Raw genomic sequence first — 21698 nt, 5'->3', positions numbered from 1 at the left:
CCCCGAATGTATCGGGGCTCTTTTTTTGTAGGAGAAATGGTGTGCTTACTCTCCCAAAAGCTTTTTGATTCTCATGAAGTTTTCATTGTCACCTAAAGCTCCGTAGATATTTTTCAACTGGGTCAAGATACTTTCATTATCAGGATTGGACTGCAATGCATCTTCCAATACAGCAGCACCTTCTTTGAAAAGGCTATCTTTCTTATCCTTCAAATCATCATATTTTTCAATATCCGCTTTTGAAGTTCCCAACTGATTCATCTCATCGATAAGACCGTTACCCTCGTTCACATAAGTTGTGGAAAGGTTCAACAAGGCATTGATGTAACCTGGGTCGATGGCCAATGCTTTTTTGTAAGCATCCCTAGCGTCTTCCAAGTTTCCTTGCTCCATGTTGATCACACCAATGTTGTACAATAAATCTGGGTTATCTGGAGCCATTGCTGAGGCTTGGCCCATCAACTCCTTGAACTTCTCCTTATCCCCCATAGCGTAATATAGGTTAGCTTCTCCCAATACAAGATTTACATCTTCTGGGTTTTCAGCTCTTGCATCGGCATAGGCTTCAATTGCTTTCTCGTTTTCCCCCATTTGCTGGTAAATCAAAGCAATGTTCTTAACGATTTCCGGCTTTTTGGATGGGCTTACTTCTTCTTTAGGGTCTTTGTGGGTCCCTGCTTTTACATAAAGGTCACGAGTACCCTTATCCATGGTTTCCGTCTCTCCAGACTCCACATTAACAGCTGTATAGGTCACAGATTCCCCATTGTAATCCAACTCTTTGAGCTCTTTGTAGTATTTCAAAGCATTTTCAAGATCCTGTCCATTTACCGCACTATTCGCAGCATAATAAAGGTATACCGTATCCTTTGGACTAAGAGTGTAGCTCATGTACAACTTTTGAGCTGCCTCGCTAAATTTCTTGTTTTGGTTGTCCTCAACGGCTGCGTTGACCAAATCCGCTGTCATTTGACCCATTTTTTCTTGGGCCACGGAAGTATATTTTGATCTTCCATCAGCTTCTTCAATCTCGATTACTTTGTTGTAAGCATCCACAGCTTCTTGGAATGCGGAAAACTCCCCCTTTTGAGCCAAATCGTAGTTGGCGTTTCCAAGAAGTGCATAATACTCGGCTTGATCTTTTTCCTTGGCCGAACCAATAGTGGAAGATGCGCTCAACAAAGCAGCTTTTGCAGCGGCGGCATCACCGTCCTTCAAAGCCCTTTCCGCCGTCTTCATTTCGTCCTTCTGGGCAATACCCATAGTGGAAACTCCTAAGGCTAGTAGTATTAATATTTTTGTTCTCATGTTTAAAATTGAAATTATTTAGAATTTAGTGTTTATGATTATTACTTAATATACGAATTATTCTTTTTCGTCCGTAGTATCATCAATAGCCGTGCCATCTTCCCCTTCGACTTCGATATCCCTGATATCGGCTTCATCCACGGGATCATCCTCTTTCATCACTTTGGCAACTGCCGCAATGGCATCATTATCCTTTAGGTTGATCAAGCGAACCCCTTGTGTGGCCCTTCCCATCACTCTTAGGTCCTCAACCCCCATTCGGATGGCGATTCCCGATTTGTTGATGATCATCAAATCATCGGTATCGGTTACGTTCTTGATGGCCACTAGACCTCCTGTTTTATCGGTAATGGATATGGTTTTGACACCTTTTCCACCCCTATTGGTAATTCTGTAGTCCTCGATATTGGAACGTTTACCGTAGCCCCTTTCGGAAACCACAAGAATATCGTCCTCAAAGTTATGGACAGAAACCATGCCCACGACTTCATCGTTGTCATCGGCCAACCTGATACCTCTCACACCCGAAGCATTCCTACCCATCGGTCTTGTCTTGGATTCCTCAAAGCGTATGGCTTTTCCGGATTTGAGACCCAGGAAGATTTGGCTGGTGCCTGTTGTCAATTTAGCTTCCAGCAGCTCATCGCCATCACGTACCGTAATGGCATTGATACCATTTTGACGCGGTCTGGAATACTGCTCCAAAGACGTCTTTTTAACAGTACCTTTTTTGGTGGCCATAATCACAAAATGACTGTTCACATACTCCTCGTCCTTGAGGTCTTGCGTACAGATAAAGGCTTTTACCTTATCATCCTGCTCTATGTTGATCAAATTCTGGATGGCTCTACCCTTGGATGTTCTGCTTCCTTCGGGAATTTCGAACACGCGCATCCAGAAACATTTTCCCTTTTGGGTGAAGAACAGCATATATTGATGGTTGGTACCAACGAATAAATGCTCCAAGAAATCCTCGTTTCGGGTAGAGGACGCTTTTTGGCCCACTCCTCCCCTGTGTTGGGTTTTATATTCTGAAAGTGATGTTCTTTTGATATAACCGGCGTGGGAGATGGTAATGACCACTTGTTCATCCGGGATCATATCCTCAATGCTCAAATCACCTCCTGCATAGTTGATTTCAGACCTTCTATCATCACCGTATTTTTCCTTGATTTCAAGAAGCTCATCCTTGATGATCTGCATTCTACGCTCCTTCTTGTCAAGAATATCCTTTAAATCCTCGATGGTCTTCAACAATTCGGCATGCTCGTCACGCAATTTATCCTGCTCCAGACCGGTAAGCTGACGCAAACGCATCTCCACAATGGCCTTGGCCTGAACCTCGGTCAGTTTAAAGCGCTCCATCAATTTATTACGGGCCTCCTCAACATTGGAAGACCCCCTGATAATGGCTATTACTTCATCAATATTATCGGAAGCAATGATAAGTCCTTCCAAAATGTGCGCACGATCCTCAGCTTTTTTAAGCTCGAACTTGGTTCTACGCACCACGACTTCGTGCCTATGCTCCACAAAATAGTGGATGATATCCTTCAAGTTCAGAAGTTCCGGCCTACCATTGACAAGCGCGATATTGTTGACACTGAAAGAGGATTGAAGGGCCGTGTACTTGTACAACATGTTGAGTACAATGTTCGGGATGGCGTCACGCTTCAAAATATAAACGATACGCATCCCATTCCTGTCGGACTCATCCCTAATGGTGGATATCCCCTCTATTTTCTTTTCGTTGACCAAATCGGCGGTCTTTTTGATCATGTCCGCCTTATTGACCTGGTAAGGGATTTCGGTAACAACGATGCTTTCCTTCCCTTGAACCTCTTCAATAGTGGCCTTGGCACGCATCACAACACGTCCACGACCTGTATGGAAAGCTTCTTTCACGCCATCATAGCCATAAATCAAACCTCCTGTTGGAAAATCGGGGGCCTTGATGTGCGTGATCAGTTCATCTATTTCTATATCATGATTGTCTATGTACGCTATGGTACCGTCAACGACCTCGGAAAGATTGTGAGGTGGCATATTGGTGGCCATACCTACGGCAATACCCGAAGCTCCGTTTACCAATAAATTGGGTATACGGGTCGGTAGTACGGTAGGTTCTTCAATGGTATCATCGAAATTAAGTTGATGATCTACGGTATCCTTATCGATATCGGCCAACATTTCCTCAGCGATCTTACGCATCTTGGCCTCGGTATAACGCATCGCCGCAGGGCTATCGCCATCTACGGAACCAAAGTTACCCTGACCGTCTACAAGCATGTACCTAAGGCTCCATTCCTGGGCCATACGCACCATGGTATCATAGACCGAAGAATCGCCATGTGGGTGATATTTACCTAATACCTCCCCAACGATACGGGCAGATTTTTTATGCGAACTATTGGACCTGACCCCCAAATCGTGCATTCCATAGAGCACTCTTCGGTGTACAGGCTTTAAACCATCACGAACATCTGGCAGGGCACGTGACACAATGACCGACATTGAATAATCAATGTAGGCAGATTTCATCTCATCCTCAATATTAATGGGAATTAACTTTTCTCCTTCCGCCATGCTTATTTATTATTGATTTTTTGTGGTTAAATTATCATGGCAATATACAGAAAATAGCAGCCTTTATAACGCTTTGCGAATACTTTATTAAAAAAATTATCAACATTGGGCATATTGTCAACAATGTGATAATAAAGCTTTGTTAAATAGCTGAAAAACCTGAATTATTCCGACATTTACCACTACTTTATCGAATAAGGGTATGGTATTTGACCACCATTACAATACTTTTATTAATTTTAATTGCTGAAAAAGAAACGTATGGACGATAATTTTTCCCCCCGCGTAAAGGACGTTATAGCATACAGCAAGGAAGAAGCCCTGAGACTGGGTCATGATTTCATTGGCACGGAACACCTTATGCTAGGTCTTTTAAGAGACGGAAATGGCAAAGCCATAAATATATTGGATGCACTCGATGTGGATTTGGACCACCTGCGCAGAAAGGTGGAAATTCTGAGTCCAGCGAACCCTAATACAGGAACGATTCAGAAGGACAAGAAGAATCTTCACCTGACCCGCCAAGCGGAACGGGCCTTGAAGACCACTTTCTTGGAAGCTAAGCTTTTCCAAAGTTCTTCCATCAATACAGCGCACTTGTTGCTCTGTATCCTAAGGAACGAGAATGATCCAACAACCAAGTTGTTGCACAAATTGAAAGTGGACTATGATAATGTCAAAGAACAGTTCAAGTCCATGATTACCAGTGATGATGACTACATAGACACCCCACAGGCGGAATCTTTCCCCGGGGACACAGACGATATGGGAGATAGTAAAGAAAGCTCCTTCGGTTCGGGAAGCGCTTCCCAAAAAGGAAACAAAAAATCCAAGACCCCGGTGTTGGACAACTTTGGACGGGACCTTACCCGTTTGGCCGAAGACAATAAATTGGACCCCGTTGTGGGTCGGGAAAAGGAAATAGAGCGTGTTTCCCAAATATTGAGCAGAAGGAAAAAGAACAATCCCCTGCTTATTGGAGAACCCGGTGTAGGTAAAAGCGCCATTGCTGAAGGATTGGCATTGCGCATCATCAACAAAAAGGTATCCCGAATACTTTACAACAAAAGAGTGGTAACCTTGGACCTTGCCTCTTTGGTGGCAGGCACAAAGTACCGTGGCCAGTTCGAAGAGCGAATGAAGGCCGTAATGAACGAATTGGAGAAGAACGACGACATCATACTGTTCATTGATGAGATACACACCATCGTTGGTGCAGGTGGCGCAACAGGCAGCTTGGATGCTTCCAATATGTTCAAACCCGCTTTGGCAAGAGGTGAGATACAATGTATCGGAGCAACTACGCTTGATGAATACAGACAATACATAGAAAAAGATGGTGCCTTGGAACGTCGATTCCAAAAAGTCATGGTTGAACCTACTTCTGTGGAAGAGACCATTGAAATCTTGATGAACATCAAAGGCAAGTACGAAGAGCACCACAACGTAAATTATACGGACGAGGCTATTTTGGCCTGTGTGAAATTGACCAACCGTTACATGACGGACCGCTTTTTACCAGATAAGGCTATCGATGCCCTGGATGAAGCAGGGTCAAGAGTGCACATCGTCAATATGGACGTTCCCAAACAGATATTGGAGCTGGAAAACCAGTTGGAAGATGTTCGCGAACTGAAAAACAGTGTCGTCAAAAAGCAAAAGTACGAGGAAGCCGCAAAGCTTAGGGATGACGAAAAACGTCTTGAAAAAGAGTTGGCCTCCGCACAGGAGCGCTGGGAAGAAGAAAGCAAACTGCACAGGGAAACCGTTACTGAGGACAACGTTGCCGATGTAGTTTCCATGATGAGCGGTATTCCCGTGAACAGAATAGCACAAACGGAAAGCAACAAATTGGCCGAATTGCCCAACCTTATCAAAGGTTTTGTCATCGGACAAGATGAAGCCGTTTCCAAAGTGGCAAGGGCCATCCAACGTAACCGTGCTGGACTTAAGGACCCCAACAAACCCATTGGTTCGTTTATTTTCTTGGGACAAACAGGCGTAGGAAAAACCCAGTTGGCAAAAATATTGGCCAAAGAACTATTTGATTCAGAAGATGCCCTGATACGAATCGATATGAGCGAATACATGGAAAAATTCGCCATATCCAGATTGGTAGGTGCACCTCCGGGATACGTGGGATACGAAGAAGGCGGACAACTCACTGAGAAAGTGCGTCGCAAACCTTATTCCGTGGTCTTATTGGACGAGGTGGAAAAAGCACACCCCGATGTTTTCAATATGTTGTTGCAAGTACTGGATGATGGATTCCTCACCGATAGTCTGGGACGCAAAATCGATTTCAGGAACACCATCATCATCATGACCTCCAATATCGGAGCAAGACAATTGAAGGATTTTGGACAAGGTGTCGGTTTTGGAACCGCAGCGAAAAAAGCACAAGCTGACAGCCATCAGAAAAGTGTGATTGAAAATGCATTGAAAAAAGCATTCGCGCCTGAATTCCTGAACAGGATCGACGATGTAGTGGTCTTCAACCCCTTGGAAAGAGAAGACATCCACAAGATCATCGATATCGAATTGGATAAATTGTACAAACGAATCAAGGAAATCGGATATGACCTGAGCCTATCCGATAAGGCCAAGGACTATATCGCCGACAAAGGATTCGATAAGCAATATGGAGCACGACCATTGAAGAGAGCCATCCAAAAGTATATTGAGGATGCGCTCGCCGAGGAAATCGTAAACTCCAAACTGGAAGAGGGGGATAGTATTTTTATGGACTTGGATGAGAAAAAAGAAGAACTTACCATAAAAATAAAGAAGGCTGAAAAATCACCCGAAGCCGAAAAGTAATTTTCAATAAACTTCAAAAAAAGCTGACGATGGTCAGCTTTTTTTATGCCTTGGATTTACCATACATAAGATATTTTCGCGTTTAATCTATTATTTTTCCGTTGACTGTCCCTCCCCGCTACTTTCGTAAGCGAGACACTATAATTACATTGGGGATGAAAATTACTTCTAATAAGAAGACCGTGGTGGTACGCGAGTATCGCCTAGAGGTGGGAACCGTACAGGTTTTCGACAACTACATGGTCGCTTCTTTTGATGAAGGTGCTACGATAACACTGGAGAGGACCTATCAAATCATTGGAATTTCGGAAATACACTTTAGGGACAAGGACTTCGGCTACATCAGCCTTAGAAAGAACTCATATGCAGTAGACCCCACCGTATACAATTACCTAAGGGGCATGGACAACCTCAAGGCCTTTGCCATCGTCTCCAAAAAGGAAATAGACATGCACAACTTCAATATTGAAAGGATGTTCTATAAAAAGCCAATGGAATTCTTCATAGAGTTCGATAACGCCTTGGCCTGGATTCAAAAAAAGATCACCCCTAAAAAGGATAAAAACAGCGCTTAACCCTGAGCATCATCTCTCTGCTCCATTTCAGGTTGACGAAAAAGCTCCGAATAAGCACTGCCAATATGCTCCACAATAGTGGATGCCTTGAGCGCCTCATAACCTTTGGACGCCACTCCTAAATCCCCTGCCAAACCGTGCAGGTACACCCCGAATATTGCAGCTTCGACCGAGGAATATCCTTGTGCCACAAGACCAGTGATCATACCCGTCAATACATCGCCACTGCCCGCAGTAGCCATGCCCGGATTCCCTGTGGTGTTCACATAACCTCTACCATTATAAATGGTAATGGTATGTGCACCCTTGATCACCAGCACCAAATTATAATTGGCAGCGAAAGCTTTGGCCTTTTCCAACTTTTCAAAATCAGAGGACCACGGTCCCATCAATCGTTCCAGTTCCTTTGGGTGCGGAGTAAGGACCGACAAGGCCGGAACATCCTTCAGCATTTCTGGGTTGTGCGATAAAATGTTAAGCCCATCAGCATCAATGACCATGGGAGAATCCACCCTTTTCAAAAAACTGCCAAATGCTGAAACCGTATCATCATCCTGACCGATACCAACACCTATACCTACTACAGAAGGTTCAAAAGGAATTTCTATTCCCGAAATGTTCTTCTCCCTGGATCCTGTGAGCACCATCATCTCTGGAACCGCCGTCTGCAAGGAACCATAGCCACATTTTGGTATAAAAGCGGTCACCAGTCCACTCCCAACACTCAAGCAAGCATTGCCGGCCAGTTGCACAGCACCGATTTTTCCATAACTACCACCGACAATGACCGAATGGCCATAAGTTCCCTTGTGCGAGAATTTGAGTCTGGATCGGTACATGGGCAATACCTCAGGGCGACCGATCAGTTCGAAATCCGTTTCGGTCTTCATCAAGAAATCCTGGTCCAGCCCAATGTCCAGAATCTCCCATTGATTGACATACACCCCGGTTTCAGGTAAAAAGAAAACCAATTTGGGCACCTGAAAACTCAACACATAACTGGAATTGATCACATATGAAGGCTCCCACGGCCCTCTGTCCACGGGTAAGCCCGAAGGCACATCCACGGATAAGGTAAAAGCCCGTGAATCATTGATGTGCTTGATCAAATTCCCTACCCAAGTATCAGGGGCACGATTGAGTCCGATACCAAAAATGGCATCCATTACAATATCGTTGGGCGAAATATCGGGCAAATCACTTTCCTCGTTGATAAAGTCTGGCCATACCTTCCCATCTTTCAAACGTTCCAAGTTCAGCAAAAAGTCTTCTGATCGCTTATCACTATAATTGACCACATACACTTTGATGGAATAACCGTGTTCGTTCAATTTTCTCGCAAGTGCCAAACCGTCTCCCCCATTGTTTCCAATCCCACAGAACAATTTGATATTGACCTGGGTGCCTCGTAAACGTGAATGCATCCATTCGAACAACTGGGTAGCCGCCCTTTCCATTAGTTCATCACTCTTTATGCCTTCTTTTTGGATTGTGGATTTATCAGCTTGATAGATTTGTTGGGCAGAAAAAATTTTCATTCAGCAATAAAAATTGATTATTCGTAAAGATTTCGCAAAAAACATCACCAACGATTTGATGAAGTATACAAAAGTACTACATTTATCATCTCATTACAGAGCAATGGAGTTAAAACAAACGGATAGCAACCTTAATTTGATGAATACCTTTTCATCTACTTTCACTATTACCACTACCACCCCTTTGGGGTAAGTCTGCTATATATAATTCCGTCCGTTTTTTAATCTATTCACAACTTTTTTCAACACTATTTCTTTATGAAAGTCTTAAAATTTGGAGGCACTTCCGTTGCCAATCCAGAAAATATAAATAAGGTCAAATCCATCCTTGGCAATCAAAAAAACGAACAAATGGCCGTAGTTGTATCGGCCTTTGGAGGTGTGACCGATCTACTCCTGAACGCATCTCGACTGGCATCCGAGCAAGATGTAAGTTATAAAAGCAGCCTCAAGGAAATTGAGGACAGACATATTTCCGCCATTAGGGAATTGATTCCCGTTACATCACAAAGTGCAGCCCTGAGCAAAGTGAAAAGCGAGCTCAATATTCTGGAAACCTTGTTGGAAGGTGCCTTTTTGGTTGGCGAACTCACTCCAAAACTATCTGACAAAATCGTAAGCTATGGAGAGCTGCTTTCATCCTTCATCATCAGCGAATTTCTAAAATCCGAAGGACTGGACGTTGCTTTTAAAGATAGCAGGGAACTCATTAAAACCGACAACAATTTCGGCAAGGCCAATGTGGATTTCAACATCACAAATGCCAATTGTGAAAGCTATTTTTCATCCGCAAAAAACCAGATAACGGTTTTACCTGGGTTCGTTGCCTCCAGCAAAAGTGGGGATTTAACCACGCTGGGAAGAGGTGGGTCCGACTATACCGCTGCCATTATCGCAGCTGCAGTGGAAGCCGAAATCCTTGAGATCTGGACCGATGTCAGCGGGATGTACACTGCTAATCCAAAATTGGTAAAGCAGGCCAAATGCGTGGCCCACATCAGCTACCAGGAAGCCATGGAACTCTCCCATTTTGGGGCCAAAGTGCTATTTCCCCCAACAATTCAACCCGTATTGGGCAAAGCCATCCCAATTGCGATCAAAAACACCTTCGAACCTGAAAACCCGGGCACTTTGATTGCCAAGAACAATAACGGGAATGGTAAAACGGTTCGCGGTATCAGCCATGTGGGCAACATAAGCTTACTATCATTGGAAGGGCCTGGCATGATCGGTATTCCAGGAATTTCCAAGCGCTTTTTCGAAACCCTATCGGTCAAGAACATCAGTATCGTCTTGATCACCCAGGCATCATCAGAACATTCCATTTGCGTGGGCATTGCCGATGAGGATGTGGATTTGGCAGCCGAAGCAGTAAACGAGACCTTTGAATATGAGATTTCAAGGAAAAAAATCAAACCCGTCATCGTTGAAAAAGATTTGACCATTGTGGCCTTGGTGGGCGACAACATGAAAAGCCACCAAGGTTTGAGCGGTAAAATGTTCAGCACATTGGGCAAGAACAATGTCAATATTCGAGCTATCGCCCAAGGGGCATCGGAACGTAATATTTCCGCCGTCATCAAGAAAGATGATGTGAAAAAAGCGCTCAATTCCCTACACGAAACCTTTTTTGAGGAAAACATCAAACAGCTCAACCTATTTGTGATGGGGGTGGGCAATGTGGGTTCCAAGTTTTTGCAACAAATCCGTCAACAGAAAAAATATTTAAAGGAAGAGCTAAAGCTCAACGTGCGCGTCATCGGCATCAGCAATTCCAGAAAAATGGTCTTTGATGAAAACGGAATTCCCCTAAAGGATTGGGAAAACGTCCTAAATCAAGGAGAACCAGCGGACAAGGAAGCATTCTTTGACCGTATCAATACCCTGAACTATCGCAACAGTATTTTTGTGGACAATACGGCCAGTGCCGAAGTATCCGAGAGCTATTCAAGTTACCTCAAAAACAGTATTTCCGTGGTCACTTGCAATAAAATCGCTTCCTCCTCGAATTACGAGTATTACAAGGAACTCAAACACCTGGCCAAGGAATACAACGCCCCCTATTTGTTCGAGACCAATGTGGGTGCGGGATTACCCATTATAGACACCCTAAAGCATTTAATTGCATCAGGGGATAAAATCAGAAAAATACAGGCGGTGTTATCCGGTAGTTTGAATTTTGTCTTCAACACCTTTGACGATTCCACCACCTTTCACGATGTGGTAAAACAGGCACAGGAAGAAGGATATACGGAACCTGACCCAACCATCGATTTGAGTGGTGTGGACGTAATGCGAAAGATACTTATTTTGGCCAGGGAGAGTGGTTATCAATTGGATATTGAGGCTATCGAAAACGAAGCCTTCCTGCCCAAGGAAAGCTTGGAGGCCGATTCCAACGAAGCATTTTTTGAAAGCTTGAAGAAGTATGAAGCTGACTTTCAAAAATTGTACAGGAACGCAGCTGATAAAGACAGTAAACTTAAGTATGTCGCTCAGTTTGAGGATGGAAAGGCCAAAGTAGGCCTACAAGAAATACCAAAAGGGCATGATTTCCATAATTTGGAGGGAAGCGATAACATTGTGTTGTTCTTTACCGACCGCTATGTGAACCAACCCTTGATCATTAAAGGTGCCGGAGCAGGTGCCGATGTTACCGCATCGGGTATCTTTGCGGATATCGTTCGAATAGGAAATTTTTAAGGCATGAGGGAAATCAAGGTATTTTGCCCGGCAACCATAGCCAATGTCTCCTGCGGATTTGATGTGCTCGGTTTGGCGCTCGACTCCGTGGGCGATGAAATGACGGTTCGCAAAACCTCGGACAAAGGGATTCGAATCTCCAAAATAATTGGACAGGACCTTCCTTTGGAGTCGGAGAAAAATGTCGCTGGGGTAGCTGGTTTGGCCCTATTGGCCAAAAGTGATTACGATGGCGGTTTTGAAATCGAAATCGACAAACGCATAAAGCCCGGTAGTGGAATTGGCAGCAGTGCAGCAAGTTCCACAGGGGCTGTTTGGGCCATGAACGAATTGTTGGGCAAGCCCTTTTCCAACCTGGAACTGGTGGAGTTTGCCATGCAAGGGGAAAAATTGGCCAGCGACGTGGCCCATGCGGATAATGTTGCACCGGCCATTTACGGAGGTTTTACTTTGGTCCGTAGTTATGACCCATTGGACATTATCCCGATTCCGACGCCATCGGAACTGTATGCCACCGTAATCCATCCGCAAATCGAAATCAAGACTTCGGACTCCAGAAAAATTCTGAAAACCACGATTTCCATGCAACAGGGCATCCAACAATGGGGAAATCTGGGCGGATTGGTCGCCGGACTGTTCCAAAATGACTATGAGCTTATCGGACGCTCGTTAGAAGACCATATTGTAGAGCCGATTCGTTCCATTTTAATTCCCGCCTTTGATGACATTAAGATCAATGCTTTGGAAGCAGGTGCTCTGGGAAGTGGGATTTCAGGGTCCGGACCATCAATATTTGCCTTGAGCAAAGGAGAGCAAACTGCAAAACAAGTCGCAGTATCCATGAAAGAAACCTATCAAAATATCGGAGTGGGTTTCGATATCCATATTTCCAAAGTAAATAGCCAAGGCGTAAAGAAAATTGCATAAATCCATGAAATTCTACAGTCTAAACAACCAAAACATACAAGCTTCATTTAAAGATGCGGTCATCGCTGGAATCGCTCCGGACAAGGGACTTTACTTTCCGGAGAGCATCACTCCGCTTCCCACAGATTTTTTTGAACACATTGAAGAGCTTTCCAATCAAGAAATCGCCTTTCAAGCCATTCATCAATTTGTAAGTGAGGACATCCCTGATGAGGCCTTGAAAGAAATCATCGCCAATACCTTGGATTTTGATTTTCCCGTGGTCGACATCGAAGAAAATGTAGCGACCTTGGAACTCTTTCATGGCCCAACAATGGCCTTTAAAGATGTTGGAGCCCGGTTTATGGCCAACTGTCTTGGTTACTTCTCACAAGGAGAAAAGCAGGATGTTACCGTTTTGGTAGCCACTTCTGGAGATACGGGCGGTGCCGTTGCCAATGGCTTTTTAGGGGTTGATGGCGTAAAAGTGGTCATCCTCTACCCTAGTGGAAAAGTAAGCGAGATCCAAGAAAAACAATTGACCACTTTGGGCCAAAATATCGAGGCCATGGAAGTGGATGGCGTATTTGATGACTGCCAACGGATGGTAAAGACCGCTTTTCTGGATACCGAAATCACGAATCATAAAAAATTGACCTCGGCCAACAGTATCAATGTGGCCAGATGGTTGCCACAACTGTTCTACTTTTTGTTCGCCTATAAACAGGCCAAATCAAAAGGTAAGGAAATTGTCTTTTCTGTGCCATCAGGGAATTTTGGAAACATCTGTGCAGGTATGGTGGCCCAGAAACTGGGCATGCCCGTCAAACATTTCGTGGCTTCCACCAATGTAAACGATGTGGTACCCAAATTCATGACAAATGGTGTTTACGAACCCATGCCCTCCATAGCGACCATTTCCAATGCGATGGACGTGGGGGACCCGAGTAATTTTGTCCGTATCAGACATTTGTACCAAGATGATTTGGAAAAGCTACAGGAAAGCCTTTCTTCCCACTCCTTCACTGATGAGAAAACCAAAGCAATCATGAAAGAGGTGCATTCCAGAACAGGATATGTCATGGACCCGCATGGTGCCGTGGGCTATTTGGGATTAAAAGAACATCAAAAATCCCATCCCGATACCTATGGTATTTTCTTGGAAACGGCCCACCCTGTCAAATTTTTGGATGTAGTGGAGGAAACCCTGGACGTTAGCCCAAAGATTCCCCCTCAAATCATAAAGGTCATGGACAAGGACAAGAAATCACATGCCATCACCACTTACGAAGAGCTGAAACAACATCTTCTGAACAATTAATCCAACTTGGGCAGTTGAAAACTGTCCAAGGGGCTGGGTTGCTTCATCACTTCTTCGATTTCCTCTGCCTTCCTTGGTGCCATTCCCGAAAGATTGACAGGCCCATTTTCGGTAATCAAGATGTCATCCTCGATTCGAACGGCAATGCCCCACCATTTTTCATCGCAATCACTATCAGCTGGAATGTAAATACCTGGCTCCACGGTAATCACTTGATTGGGCTTAAACGCTTGATAGGTTCCTGGATCATGTACATCCAGCCCTAAGTAATGGGATGTTCCGTGGGGAAAATACTTTCTTGCTTCTTTTTCTTCTTGGATGATGCCCAAATCCATCAATCCTTTGGCCACCACATCGTACGATGCTTTGTGCGGATCTCTGAACGAAGCCCCAACAACACTGGCTGCAATACCAGCTTCTTGGGCGTTGTACACGATATCATAAATGGCCTTTTGTTCTGGGGAGAACTTTCCATTGGCAGGAATGGTTCGGGTCACGTCAGCGGTATAACCATGGTACTCAGCTCCCAAATCCATCAAAACCAAATCATCTCCAACCTTGGTCTTGTTATTTTCAATATAATGAAGGATGCAACCATTGTGACCGCCTCCAACAATAGAGGGATAGCCTTCGTACTCGGCCCCATATCTCTTGTAGACATATTCGTGCACTCCCTGAATCTCTGTCTCGGACATATTAGGGTGCATGGCTTTCATTACCTCAATTTGACCGACTGCGGAAATTTCAACCGCTTTTTTCAAAAGCTCCATTTCCTCTGGGGTCTTATCCTGGCGTAATTCGGCCATTACCTTTGGTAAAATACTGGAGTCCAAATTGCTGGAACGTTGGATTACCAATACCTTGTTTTTGATCTCATCCCTTATCTCCTCATTGGTGGCATTTACAAAATCATTTAAAATCTCATCATCCTGCAATTCAGGAAAGCGATTCAAATACCTTTCGATGGTCTGGGCCACTTCTTCACTGTTCTCAGCAGTTACAGTGGATATACTCTTGTACAAATTATTTCTTACGGGATTGTAATCTGATGGATAGTTTGCTTTTACCTTGAAGGTCTTTATCAAATCGAAGAGATCAGCACTCCCCGATTTATCCCTGTAATCATTATGGAAATCCACAAAGGACACATTGTCGAACGATGTGAAGTCCAATGGGAAATTCTCAAATTCACTTCCATTGAAAACCATTTCAAAGCCCAATTGTCCCTTAACTCCTTCTACACCCAAACGTTTTCCTGTCCATTGCTCTGCTCTTGCATTCCGTTCCTGCACGTAAAAAATCTCATCAAAGGTATTTCCAGATGCATCGGTCTGTTCTTCGGAAAAAATGACCAATACAGCATTGGGCTCTTTATATCCTGTCAAATAATAAAAATTAGGGTCTTGGTGGTAAACGTAGTCCACATCATTGGCACGGTTCCGCTCTGCATTGGCAAATAGGACCACTGCAGTGTTGGGCGGCAGCTTTTCCCTTACCGCATCCCTACGGTCCTTGTGGAAATCAGCGGGTAAATAATCGGTTGGCAAATCCTGTGAAGTTGCCTGAAAAGCAATCATCAGGACAACTAATAGGCTTAAGGTTATTTTTGACATGATCATATATTTTGATCAAAATACGAATTTTGGTCAGATTACACATTGTAAGCTGTTGCAATTTTATGCAAATCATAACTCCCCAAACCAAGGGTATCCTTAATTAATTCTATAAATTTGCCCATCCAAAAAACAAACTCAATGAAAAATACTGCACTTACCAGAACGCATGAGGCCCTAGGAGCTAAAATGGTACCTTTTGCGGGTTATAACATGCCCGTTTCCTATGAGGGTGTCAATAGTGAACACGAAACCGTTCGAAAGGCGGTTGGCGTTTTCGATGTTTCCCATATGGGCGAATTTTTGATCGAGGGACCAAAAGCTTTGGAACTTATCCAAAAAGTCACTTCCAATGATGCCTCTAAATTGACAGTTGGTAAAGCACAGTATAGTTGTTTGACAAATGAAACAGGTGGTATCGTTGATGATCTGATCATATATCGGGTAAAGGACGAAACCTATCTTTTAGTGGTAAACGCGTCAAACATTGATAAGGATTGGGAGCACATTTCCAAATACAACGCGTCCATTGGTGCGGATATGCGCAATATTTCCGAGGATTACTCCCTTTTGGCCATTCAAGGTCCCAAGGCCATTGAAGCCATGCAATCCATCACTTCCGTGGATTTATCGGCAATTAAATTCTACAACTTTGTTGTAGGCGATTTTGCAGGAATCGAGCATGTCATTATTTCCGCTACGGGCTATACGGGTTCCGGTGGTTTTGAAATCTATTGTAAGAATTCCGAAGTGCAGCAAGTATGGGACAAAGTGTTGGAAGCCGGGGCCGATTTTGGCATTAAACCGATTGGGTTGGCTGCACGGGACACCTTGCGCTTGGAGATGGGCTATTGCCTATATGGAAATGATATCGATGATACTACTTCCCCCCTTGAAGCAGGCTTGGGGTGGATTACCAAATTCAGCAAGGATTTCGTGAACAGTGAAGCTTTGGCCAAACAAAAGGAAGAGGGCCCAAAAAGAAAGTTAATCGCTTTTCAATTAGAGGAAAGAGGCATTCCCAGACAAGGATATCCCATTTTGGATACCGAAGGCAATGAAATTGGAAAAGTGACCTCGGGAACCATGTCGCCATCACTTTCCAAAGGTATCGGACTGGGTTATGTGACCACTGAGTTTTCCAAGGTAGACACTCCCATCCACATTCAAATACGTAAAAACAGCGTTTTGGCAACTGTTGTAAAGCTGCCATTCTACAAAAACAATTAATTGGCCTTTGGATAAAAAAAAGATATTGATATTAGGAGCGAGTGGATTTGTTGGCCATGCCATATACAAGGAACTCTGCTCCTATTTTGATACCTATGGCACCTACTTTTCCAACCGCTCCTTTGCCAATAACAAGCAATTTGTGAGGTATGATCTGGAGGAAGATGATATTTTTCAGATTCTGGAGCAGATAAAACCCGACATCATCATATCATCACTCCGGGGGAACTTTCCTGCACAGATTCAAGCCCATCAACATATAATGGAGTATTTGATGAAGTCAGATGCCAAATTGTACTTTATATCATCAGCCAATGTTTTTGATGCCTATAGCAAGTTTCCATCATACGAACATGACAAAACCCTGTCCTTAAGTGTTTATGGCCGTCTCAAAATAAAAATCGAGAACATGATGATGCGGTTGCCCAAGGAAAAAACAGCCATTTTGAGGGTTCCGATGGTCTTTGGCAACTCCTCGCCCAGAATCAAGGAAATCAAGGAAAACATTGAGAACAACGAACCCATCGAGGTATTCCCCAACCTGATTATAAACGTTACCAATGATGATAGACTTACCCAACAGATACATTACCTCATCAACCGAAACAAAACAGGTATATACCATTTGGGCAGTAGCGATCTTATCCAGCACGAGGAATTCATTAAGGAGGTCATAGAGCATTTAGGAAATTACCATCCCGTTTACAAGCGGGTCTACACCACCAATGAGGACCGATATTTGGCAGCTCTGCCCAAGGACAACATACTTCCAAAGAACCTTCGCATCAGTTGCCAAGAGATTATCGACCATCATCTGCCCGTATAGTTTTCCATTCCCTTTTTAATTGGTTATCTTCTAGGAAAACACATATGTATGAACAAGATGAATACCAATGAAATCGAGGAAGCCCTAAAAAACCTATCAGGTTGGGAGCTAAAAGATAATATGATCGAGAAGTCATTCACCTTTACCGACTTCAAAGAGGCCTTCTCAGTGATGACACATATTGCTTTTGAATGTGAACGACAACAACACCACCCCAATTGGGAAAATGTCTATAATAGCCTTACGATAAAACTCAACACGCATGATGCCGGCGGTGTGACCCAAAAGGATATTGACCTCGCGAATAGCATAGAGGAAATTGTTGGCCAAGGTTGAAGATATTCAACTTGACATAGGGCCATTTTTTGCTAAATTTGCCTTCATCCAGAATTTAAGATAATATGGGAAGAGCGTTCGAATTTAGAAAAGCACGAAAAATGAAGCGTTGGGCGGCTATGTCCAAAGCATTTACCAGAATTGGAAAGGACATTGTAATGGCCGTTAAGGAAGGTGGCCCCGATCCCGATGCCAATTCCAAGCTGCGTGCCGTGATTCAGAATGCCAAGTCCGTGAACATGCCCAAGGACAATATTGAGCGTGCCATTAAGAGGGCTTCGGACAAAAGTCAGGGCGATTACAAAGAAGTACTTTTTGAAGGCTACGCACCCCACGGTATTGCCATTTTGATCGAGACAGCAACGGACAACAATACCAGGACTGTTGCCAATATCCGTAGTTATTTTAATAAGTGCAATGGAAGTCTGGGCACTTCCGGTTCAGTGGAATTCATGTTCGACCATACCTGCAACTTTACCATAAACGGAGAGGGTCTGGACCCTGAGGAACTGGAACTGGAAATGATTGATTTTGGTGCCGAAGAGGTGTTTGTTGATGAAGATGGAATCCATATCTATGCCCCTTTCGAAAATTTTGGAGCCATTCAGAAAGAATTGGAGTCCCGCGAAATCGAAATCATTTCCTCCGGATTTGACCGGATTCCACAAGTGACCAAGGAACTCAATGAAGAAGAGGTTGCCGATGTGGAAAAATTACTGGAAAAAATAGAAGAAGATGACGATGTGCAGAACGTGTACCACACCATGCAGGAATAAATACGCTCACACCCTTTAAATACACGTAAAAGCCTCTATATCAATAGAGGCTTTTATTGTTTATAATCGTTTATGTTTCATTATATTTATGCATATTCCGAACTAATACCGAACTAATGAATTTCAACTATTATCTTTCCTCTTATTTAAAAAAGAACGGAACCCAATTAATCAGACTTAAAATTGAGACTTCTAAAAAGGATGTCCAGTATATTGACTCTGGAATATCCGTACTAAAAAACCAGTGGGACGACAAAAAGAAAAAAATAAAAAGGCATCCACTTGAAGAAAAACTGAACGCCAATCTCCAATCCTTATTGATCTCTGTTCAACAAATCTATTACAATAATAAAGGGATTTCGGCCAAACGCTTGCTCCTTCTTTATAAGAATAACAAGAAGTATGATACTAGTTCTTTTTTGGACTTCTATCAACAAATAGTCGATGAAGCTAGGTTAAAAGGTAAAATCCGCACTGCCAACACACAACAGAAGTACATCCAAAAACTAAAAAAATTCTCGAGCTACGTTTCATTCTCCGATCTTTCCGTACAATTCGCCAAGGATTATGAAAAATGGATGCTTGAAAAAGGGAATAAAATTAATACCGTCGCCTCGAATTTCAAGTCAATGTATGCAGTTCTAAATAAAGCAATGAAAATGGGTGTTATAAAGGAAAATCCCATAAGAGGCTATACAATAGTAACTGAGAATGTTGAAAAAGACTCATTGACTTTTGAAGAAATCACCAAACTTTCAGAATTGGAAATCCCTGTAAGATTCAAAGGGATGATCAAAGCCAGGGACATGTTCCTATTTTCCTTCTATACAGCTGGTATGAGATTTTCTGATATATGCAAGCTTAAATGGGAAAATATTGCCGGAAATGAAATCGTATATACTATGGGCAAATCCAGAACTAGAGCCGGTGCAAAAAGAACTTTGCCTTTGACTCCTAAGGCTGTGGCTATACTAGAAAATTATAAAGGTAGAAACAATACTTTTATCTTTCCTCCCCTTTATGGAATGGACAATAAAAATGCAGAAGAAATAGAACACAAATTATATATTGCCAATAATGCTATAAACCGGTCATTGCGTAATGCTTGTGAAAAAGCAGAAATAGGAAAATGGGTAAATATGCATATGGCAAAACATTCCTTCGCCGACTTTGCGGTAAAAAAAGATACTGGGTTGTTAATGATCTCCAAACTATTGGGGCATACCAAATTGTCCACCACACAGCATTATTTAAAAGATTTTTACCATAAGGAAGAAGCAGAAGAAATGAATCGATTGTTCGGTTGAAGTGCTTTTCATGCAATACTTAAACTACTTCATTAATAGTGATATAATACCCTTTGTCCACTCTTATGGATATTTCCCCCTTTCTGAGTTTTTGATTGACCGAATAAATGTCTTCATAAGCATACAGGTATTTTTTGCCAACTTTGAAAAAACTGACTAATCCTAGATCCCGTAAAGCCTGCATGATCTGTCCATTGTACGATACACCAAGCTTTTCGCAAAACGCCTTACCGGTCAGATTAAGGGGTTGTATGTTTACTTGATTGCCCATTGAATTTTACGACACTCTGATTCGATTTATTTGTTCAATCCCTTTCTTTTCTTCTTTCTTTTAGACTTTTTTCTGGCACCATGGTCAGTAAGTTCCAGCTTAAAAGGATTCCATTCCGATTCATCCATTAAAGACTCGACTATTCCATTTTCCTTAATTTCTCCCACATGACTTTTTGATTGTTGAGCAGAATTTCGAGTGCCTTTTGCAGTCCCATTATTTCTTGGTTCAACCTTGACTGTTCCTTCAACGTTTCCTTCGTCAGCTTGATCAGTTCCTCGTTCTTTTCCATTAGCCGATAATATAATTGAACGGTCTCTTGTTTGCTCATAATCGATTTGTTTTACAATACTGTTCCATGAAAAAATTTTACCAAGGGTACTGCCTTTATATACCACATTTTGATATTTGAAAGATATCCCCGAAACCCTGCCTGTGGTTTCGCTTACGTTGAATCTTGGCAAGATATTTTGCTCTTGTAGCAACTTGATAAATTCTGTTGTGTCCATTGCTTTTGAGATTGCCGAACCAATTCGCTCCTGTAGGACAAGTTTGATAGGTACATCGCCTGTTCTCAGGGTTTTCTCTATTTCCTTTTGATCAAGTGATTTTTTTCCACCAATTTTTGTTGAAATTTGAGTCAACCCATATTTCCTCTCCAAATCATTGAGCACTTCCCGGCTTCTTCTTTTAATGTTACTGTCACTCGTTATCCTACCCGAATACCTGACCCTATTGCCCACTATATGGATGTGTTCGTGTTCCGTGTCCGTATGACGGTACATAATGAACTGGTTGTTATCGAAACCCATCTTCATTAGATAGTCGCATCCCAATGAAGCAAATTCATTATCGTCCAATTGGTCAGAGTACGGCAGGTTCAAGGAAACATGAAGGACCGCATTCCCAAGTCCCGGACGCAATTGCCTGATCAAATTGAATTCCTGTGTCATGTTTACCGCTGTGGAATACTCTATATTGGAATCGATCACATACCCTACACCTTCGCCTACCTTTTTCTCATTGTAGGCAAGAACACCGTAAAAATCCTTTCCTATTGTTATCTTACCTATCATTGTTCGCTATATTTGATTTGAGCTGTTGCAACAGCATTTTTACCTCCTCCAATTGTTTAATGATATTGAACGGGTCACGGATACCTGAGTTTGAGACCCTGGCAAGTTGGTTCAGGTTGTTTCCCACCCGGCTCAACTCGACAAAGAGTTTCCTGTCCAATGGGGTTATCTTTTTATTCGGCAAGGATTTTCCCGTACATTTTCTTCGGATATATTCGGCAACGGACAGCCCGATGGTTTCTGCATTAACGGAAACTTTGGAATGATCAGCAGCAGTCATCCTGACATTGACCTGTATTGTTTTTAATAACCCAAGTTCTTTTTTTGGCCTTCCCATTTCAAATGATTTAACGGATCACAAGGCAAACTGCAAACAAGGTGCGCAGGGTTTTTGTTAGCAAAAACACAACTTGCTTCGTGACCTCCGATTAACTATATCACAAACCTATGGCCTATGGATTACTTGCAAGGGTTTTGCCGTACACGGTTATATGTACGGTAAATCT

General features: G+C 42.9%; 17 protein-coding genes. 10 read left to right on the top strand and 7 right to left on the bottom strand.

From position 1 onward, the window contains the following. Positions 1 to 45 precede the first annotated feature (45 nt). Together EO132_RS11905 and gyrA are read right to left on the bottom strand one after the other, a co-directional pair. The gene (locus EO132_RS11905) at positions 46 to 1308 is read right to left on the bottom strand and encodes a tetratricopeptide repeat protein (RefSeq protein WP_127138071.1); all 1263 of its coding nucleotides are present in this window, start codon (positions 1306 to 1308) and stop codon (positions 46 to 48) included. Positions 1309 to 1365: 57 nt separating this feature from the next. After that, positions 1366 to 3894 (bottom strand): DNA gyrase subunit A, encoded by a 2529-nt coding sequence (gene gyrA, locus EO132_RS11900; protein ID WP_127138070.1) that lies wholly within the window; start codon positions 3892 to 3894, stop codon positions 1366 to 1368. 261 nt (positions 3895 to 4155) lie between these two features. On the opposite strand from gyrA, the gene EO132_RS11895 reads away from it, so the two are divergent. Continuing rightward, positions 4156 to 6714: an ATP-dependent Clp protease ATP-binding subunit gene (locus tag EO132_RS11895; protein WP_127138069.1), complete on the top strand. Its 2559-nt coding sequence runs from the start codon at positions 4156 to 4158 to the stop codon at positions 6712 to 6714. Between the two features lie 155 nt (positions 6715 to 6869). Further along, positions 6870 to 7289, top strand: coding sequence for an STAS/SEC14 domain-containing protein (locus tag EO132_RS11890; protein ID WP_127138068.1), 420 nt, complete (start codon positions 6870 to 6872; stop codon positions 7287 to 7289). On the opposite strand, the gene EO132_RS11885 is transcribed toward EO132_RS11890, so the two are convergent. Further along, a complete protein-coding gene (locus EO132_RS11885; protein WP_127138067.1) occupies positions 7286 to 8827 on the bottom strand; it encodes an NAD(P)H-hydrate dehydratase in 1542 nt (513 codons plus the stop codon). The two genes, EO132_RS11890 and EO132_RS11885, sit on opposite strands and share 4 nt — an antisense overlap. Positions 8828 to 9085: 258 nt before the next feature. On the opposite strand from EO132_RS11885, the gene thrA reads away from it, so the two are divergent. Genes thrA through thrC form a run of 3 tightly spaced genes read left to right on the top strand, consistent with a single transcriptional unit; the run spans position 9086 to position 13757 of the window. After that, positions 9086 to 11530 (top strand): bifunctional aspartate kinase/homoserine dehydrogenase I, encoded by a 2445-nt coding sequence (gene thrA / locus EO132_RS11880; protein WP_127138066.1) that lies wholly within the window; start codon positions 9086 to 9088, stop codon positions 11528 to 11530. Positions 11531 to 11533: 3 nt separating this feature from the next. Next, a complete protein-coding gene (locus tag EO132_RS11875) occupies positions 11534 to 12457 on the top strand; it encodes a homoserine kinase (protein WP_127138065.1) in 924 nt (307 codons plus the stop codon). Positions 12458 to 12461: 4 nt separating this feature from the next. Beyond that, the gene (gene thrC / locus EO132_RS11870; protein ID WP_127138064.1) at positions 12462 to 13757 is read left to right on the top strand and encodes a threonine synthase; all 1296 of its coding nucleotides are present in this window, start codon (positions 12462 to 12464) and stop codon (positions 13755 to 13757) included. Here thrC and EO132_RS11865 read toward each other — a convergent pair. Further along, a complete protein-coding gene (locus tag EO132_RS11865; protein WP_127138063.1) occupies positions 13754 to 15370 on the bottom strand; it encodes an aminopeptidase P family protein in 1617 nt (538 codons plus the stop codon). The two genes, thrC and EO132_RS11865, sit on opposite strands and share 4 nt — an antisense overlap. Positions 15371 to 15511: 141 nt before the next feature. Here EO132_RS11865 and gcvT point away from each other — a divergent pair, with 141 nt between their 5' ends. The 5 genes from gcvT to EO132_RS11840 all read left to right on the top strand — a co-directional run bounded on the left by gcvT (position 15512) and on the right by EO132_RS11840 (position 19845). After that, positions 15512 to 16600, top strand: coding sequence for a glycine cleavage system aminomethyltransferase GcvT (gene gcvT / locus EO132_RS11860; protein ID WP_127138062.1), 1089 nt, complete (start codon positions 15512 to 15514; stop codon positions 16598 to 16600). Positions 16601 to 16607: 7 nt separating this feature from the next. Further along, positions 16608 to 17426: a sugar nucleotide-binding protein gene (locus EO132_RS11855; protein WP_127138061.1), complete on the top strand. Its 819-nt coding sequence runs from the start codon at positions 16608 to 16610 to the stop codon at positions 17424 to 17426. Positions 17427 to 17474: 48 nt separating this feature from the next. Continuing rightward, on the top strand, positions 17475 to 17762 hold the full coding sequence (locus tag EO132_RS11850) for a 4a-hydroxytetrahydrobiopterin dehydratase (protein WP_127138060.1): 288 nt from the start codon (positions 17475 to 17477) through the stop codon (positions 17760 to 17762). A 65-nt stretch (positions 17763 to 17827) separates the two neighbouring features. Then, positions 17828 to 18538, top strand: a complete 711-nt coding sequence (locus tag EO132_RS11845) for a YebC/PmpR family DNA-binding transcriptional regulator (RefSeq protein ID WP_127138059.1) — start codon at positions 17828 to 17830, stop codon at positions 18536 to 18538. 116 nt (positions 18539 to 18654) lie between these two features. Then, positions 18655 to 19845, top strand: a complete 1191-nt coding sequence (locus tag EO132_RS11840; protein ID WP_036383580.1) for a site-specific integrase — start codon at positions 18655 to 18657, stop codon at positions 19843 to 19845. A 19-nt stretch (positions 19846 to 19864) separates the two neighbouring features. On the opposite strand, the gene EO132_RS11835 is transcribed toward EO132_RS11840, so the two are convergent. Genes EO132_RS11835 through EO132_RS11825 form a run of 3 tightly spaced genes read right to left on the bottom strand, consistent with a single transcriptional unit; the run spans position 19865 to position 21529 of the window. Continuing rightward, on the bottom strand, positions 19865 to 20116 hold the full coding sequence (locus tag EO132_RS11835; RefSeq protein WP_036383578.1) for a hypothetical protein: 252 nt from the start codon (positions 20114 to 20116) through the stop codon (positions 19865 to 19867). Between the two features lie 26 nt (positions 20117 to 20142). Then, the gene (locus EO132_RS11830; protein ID WP_036383577.1) at positions 20143 to 21192 is read right to left on the bottom strand and encodes a relaxase/mobilization nuclease domain-containing protein; all 1050 of its coding nucleotides are present in this window, start codon (positions 21190 to 21192) and stop codon (positions 20143 to 20145) included. Next, the gene (locus EO132_RS11825; RefSeq protein WP_036383575.1) at positions 21182 to 21529 is read right to left on the bottom strand and encodes a plasmid mobilization protein; all 348 of its coding nucleotides are present in this window, start codon (positions 21527 to 21529) and stop codon (positions 21182 to 21184) included. The genes EO132_RS11830 and EO132_RS11825 overlap by 11 nt, the downstream gene beginning before the upstream one ends. Between the last annotated feature and the right edge of the window lie 169 nt (positions 21530 to 21698).

The sequence above is a fragment of the Flagellimonas oceanensis genome (genome assembly GCF_003992595.1).
GTDB lineage: Bacteria > Bacteroidota > Bacteroidia > Flavobacteriales > Flavobacteriaceae > Flagellimonas > Flagellimonas oceanensis.
This window is presented reverse-complemented; position numbering and strand designations above follow the sequence as displayed.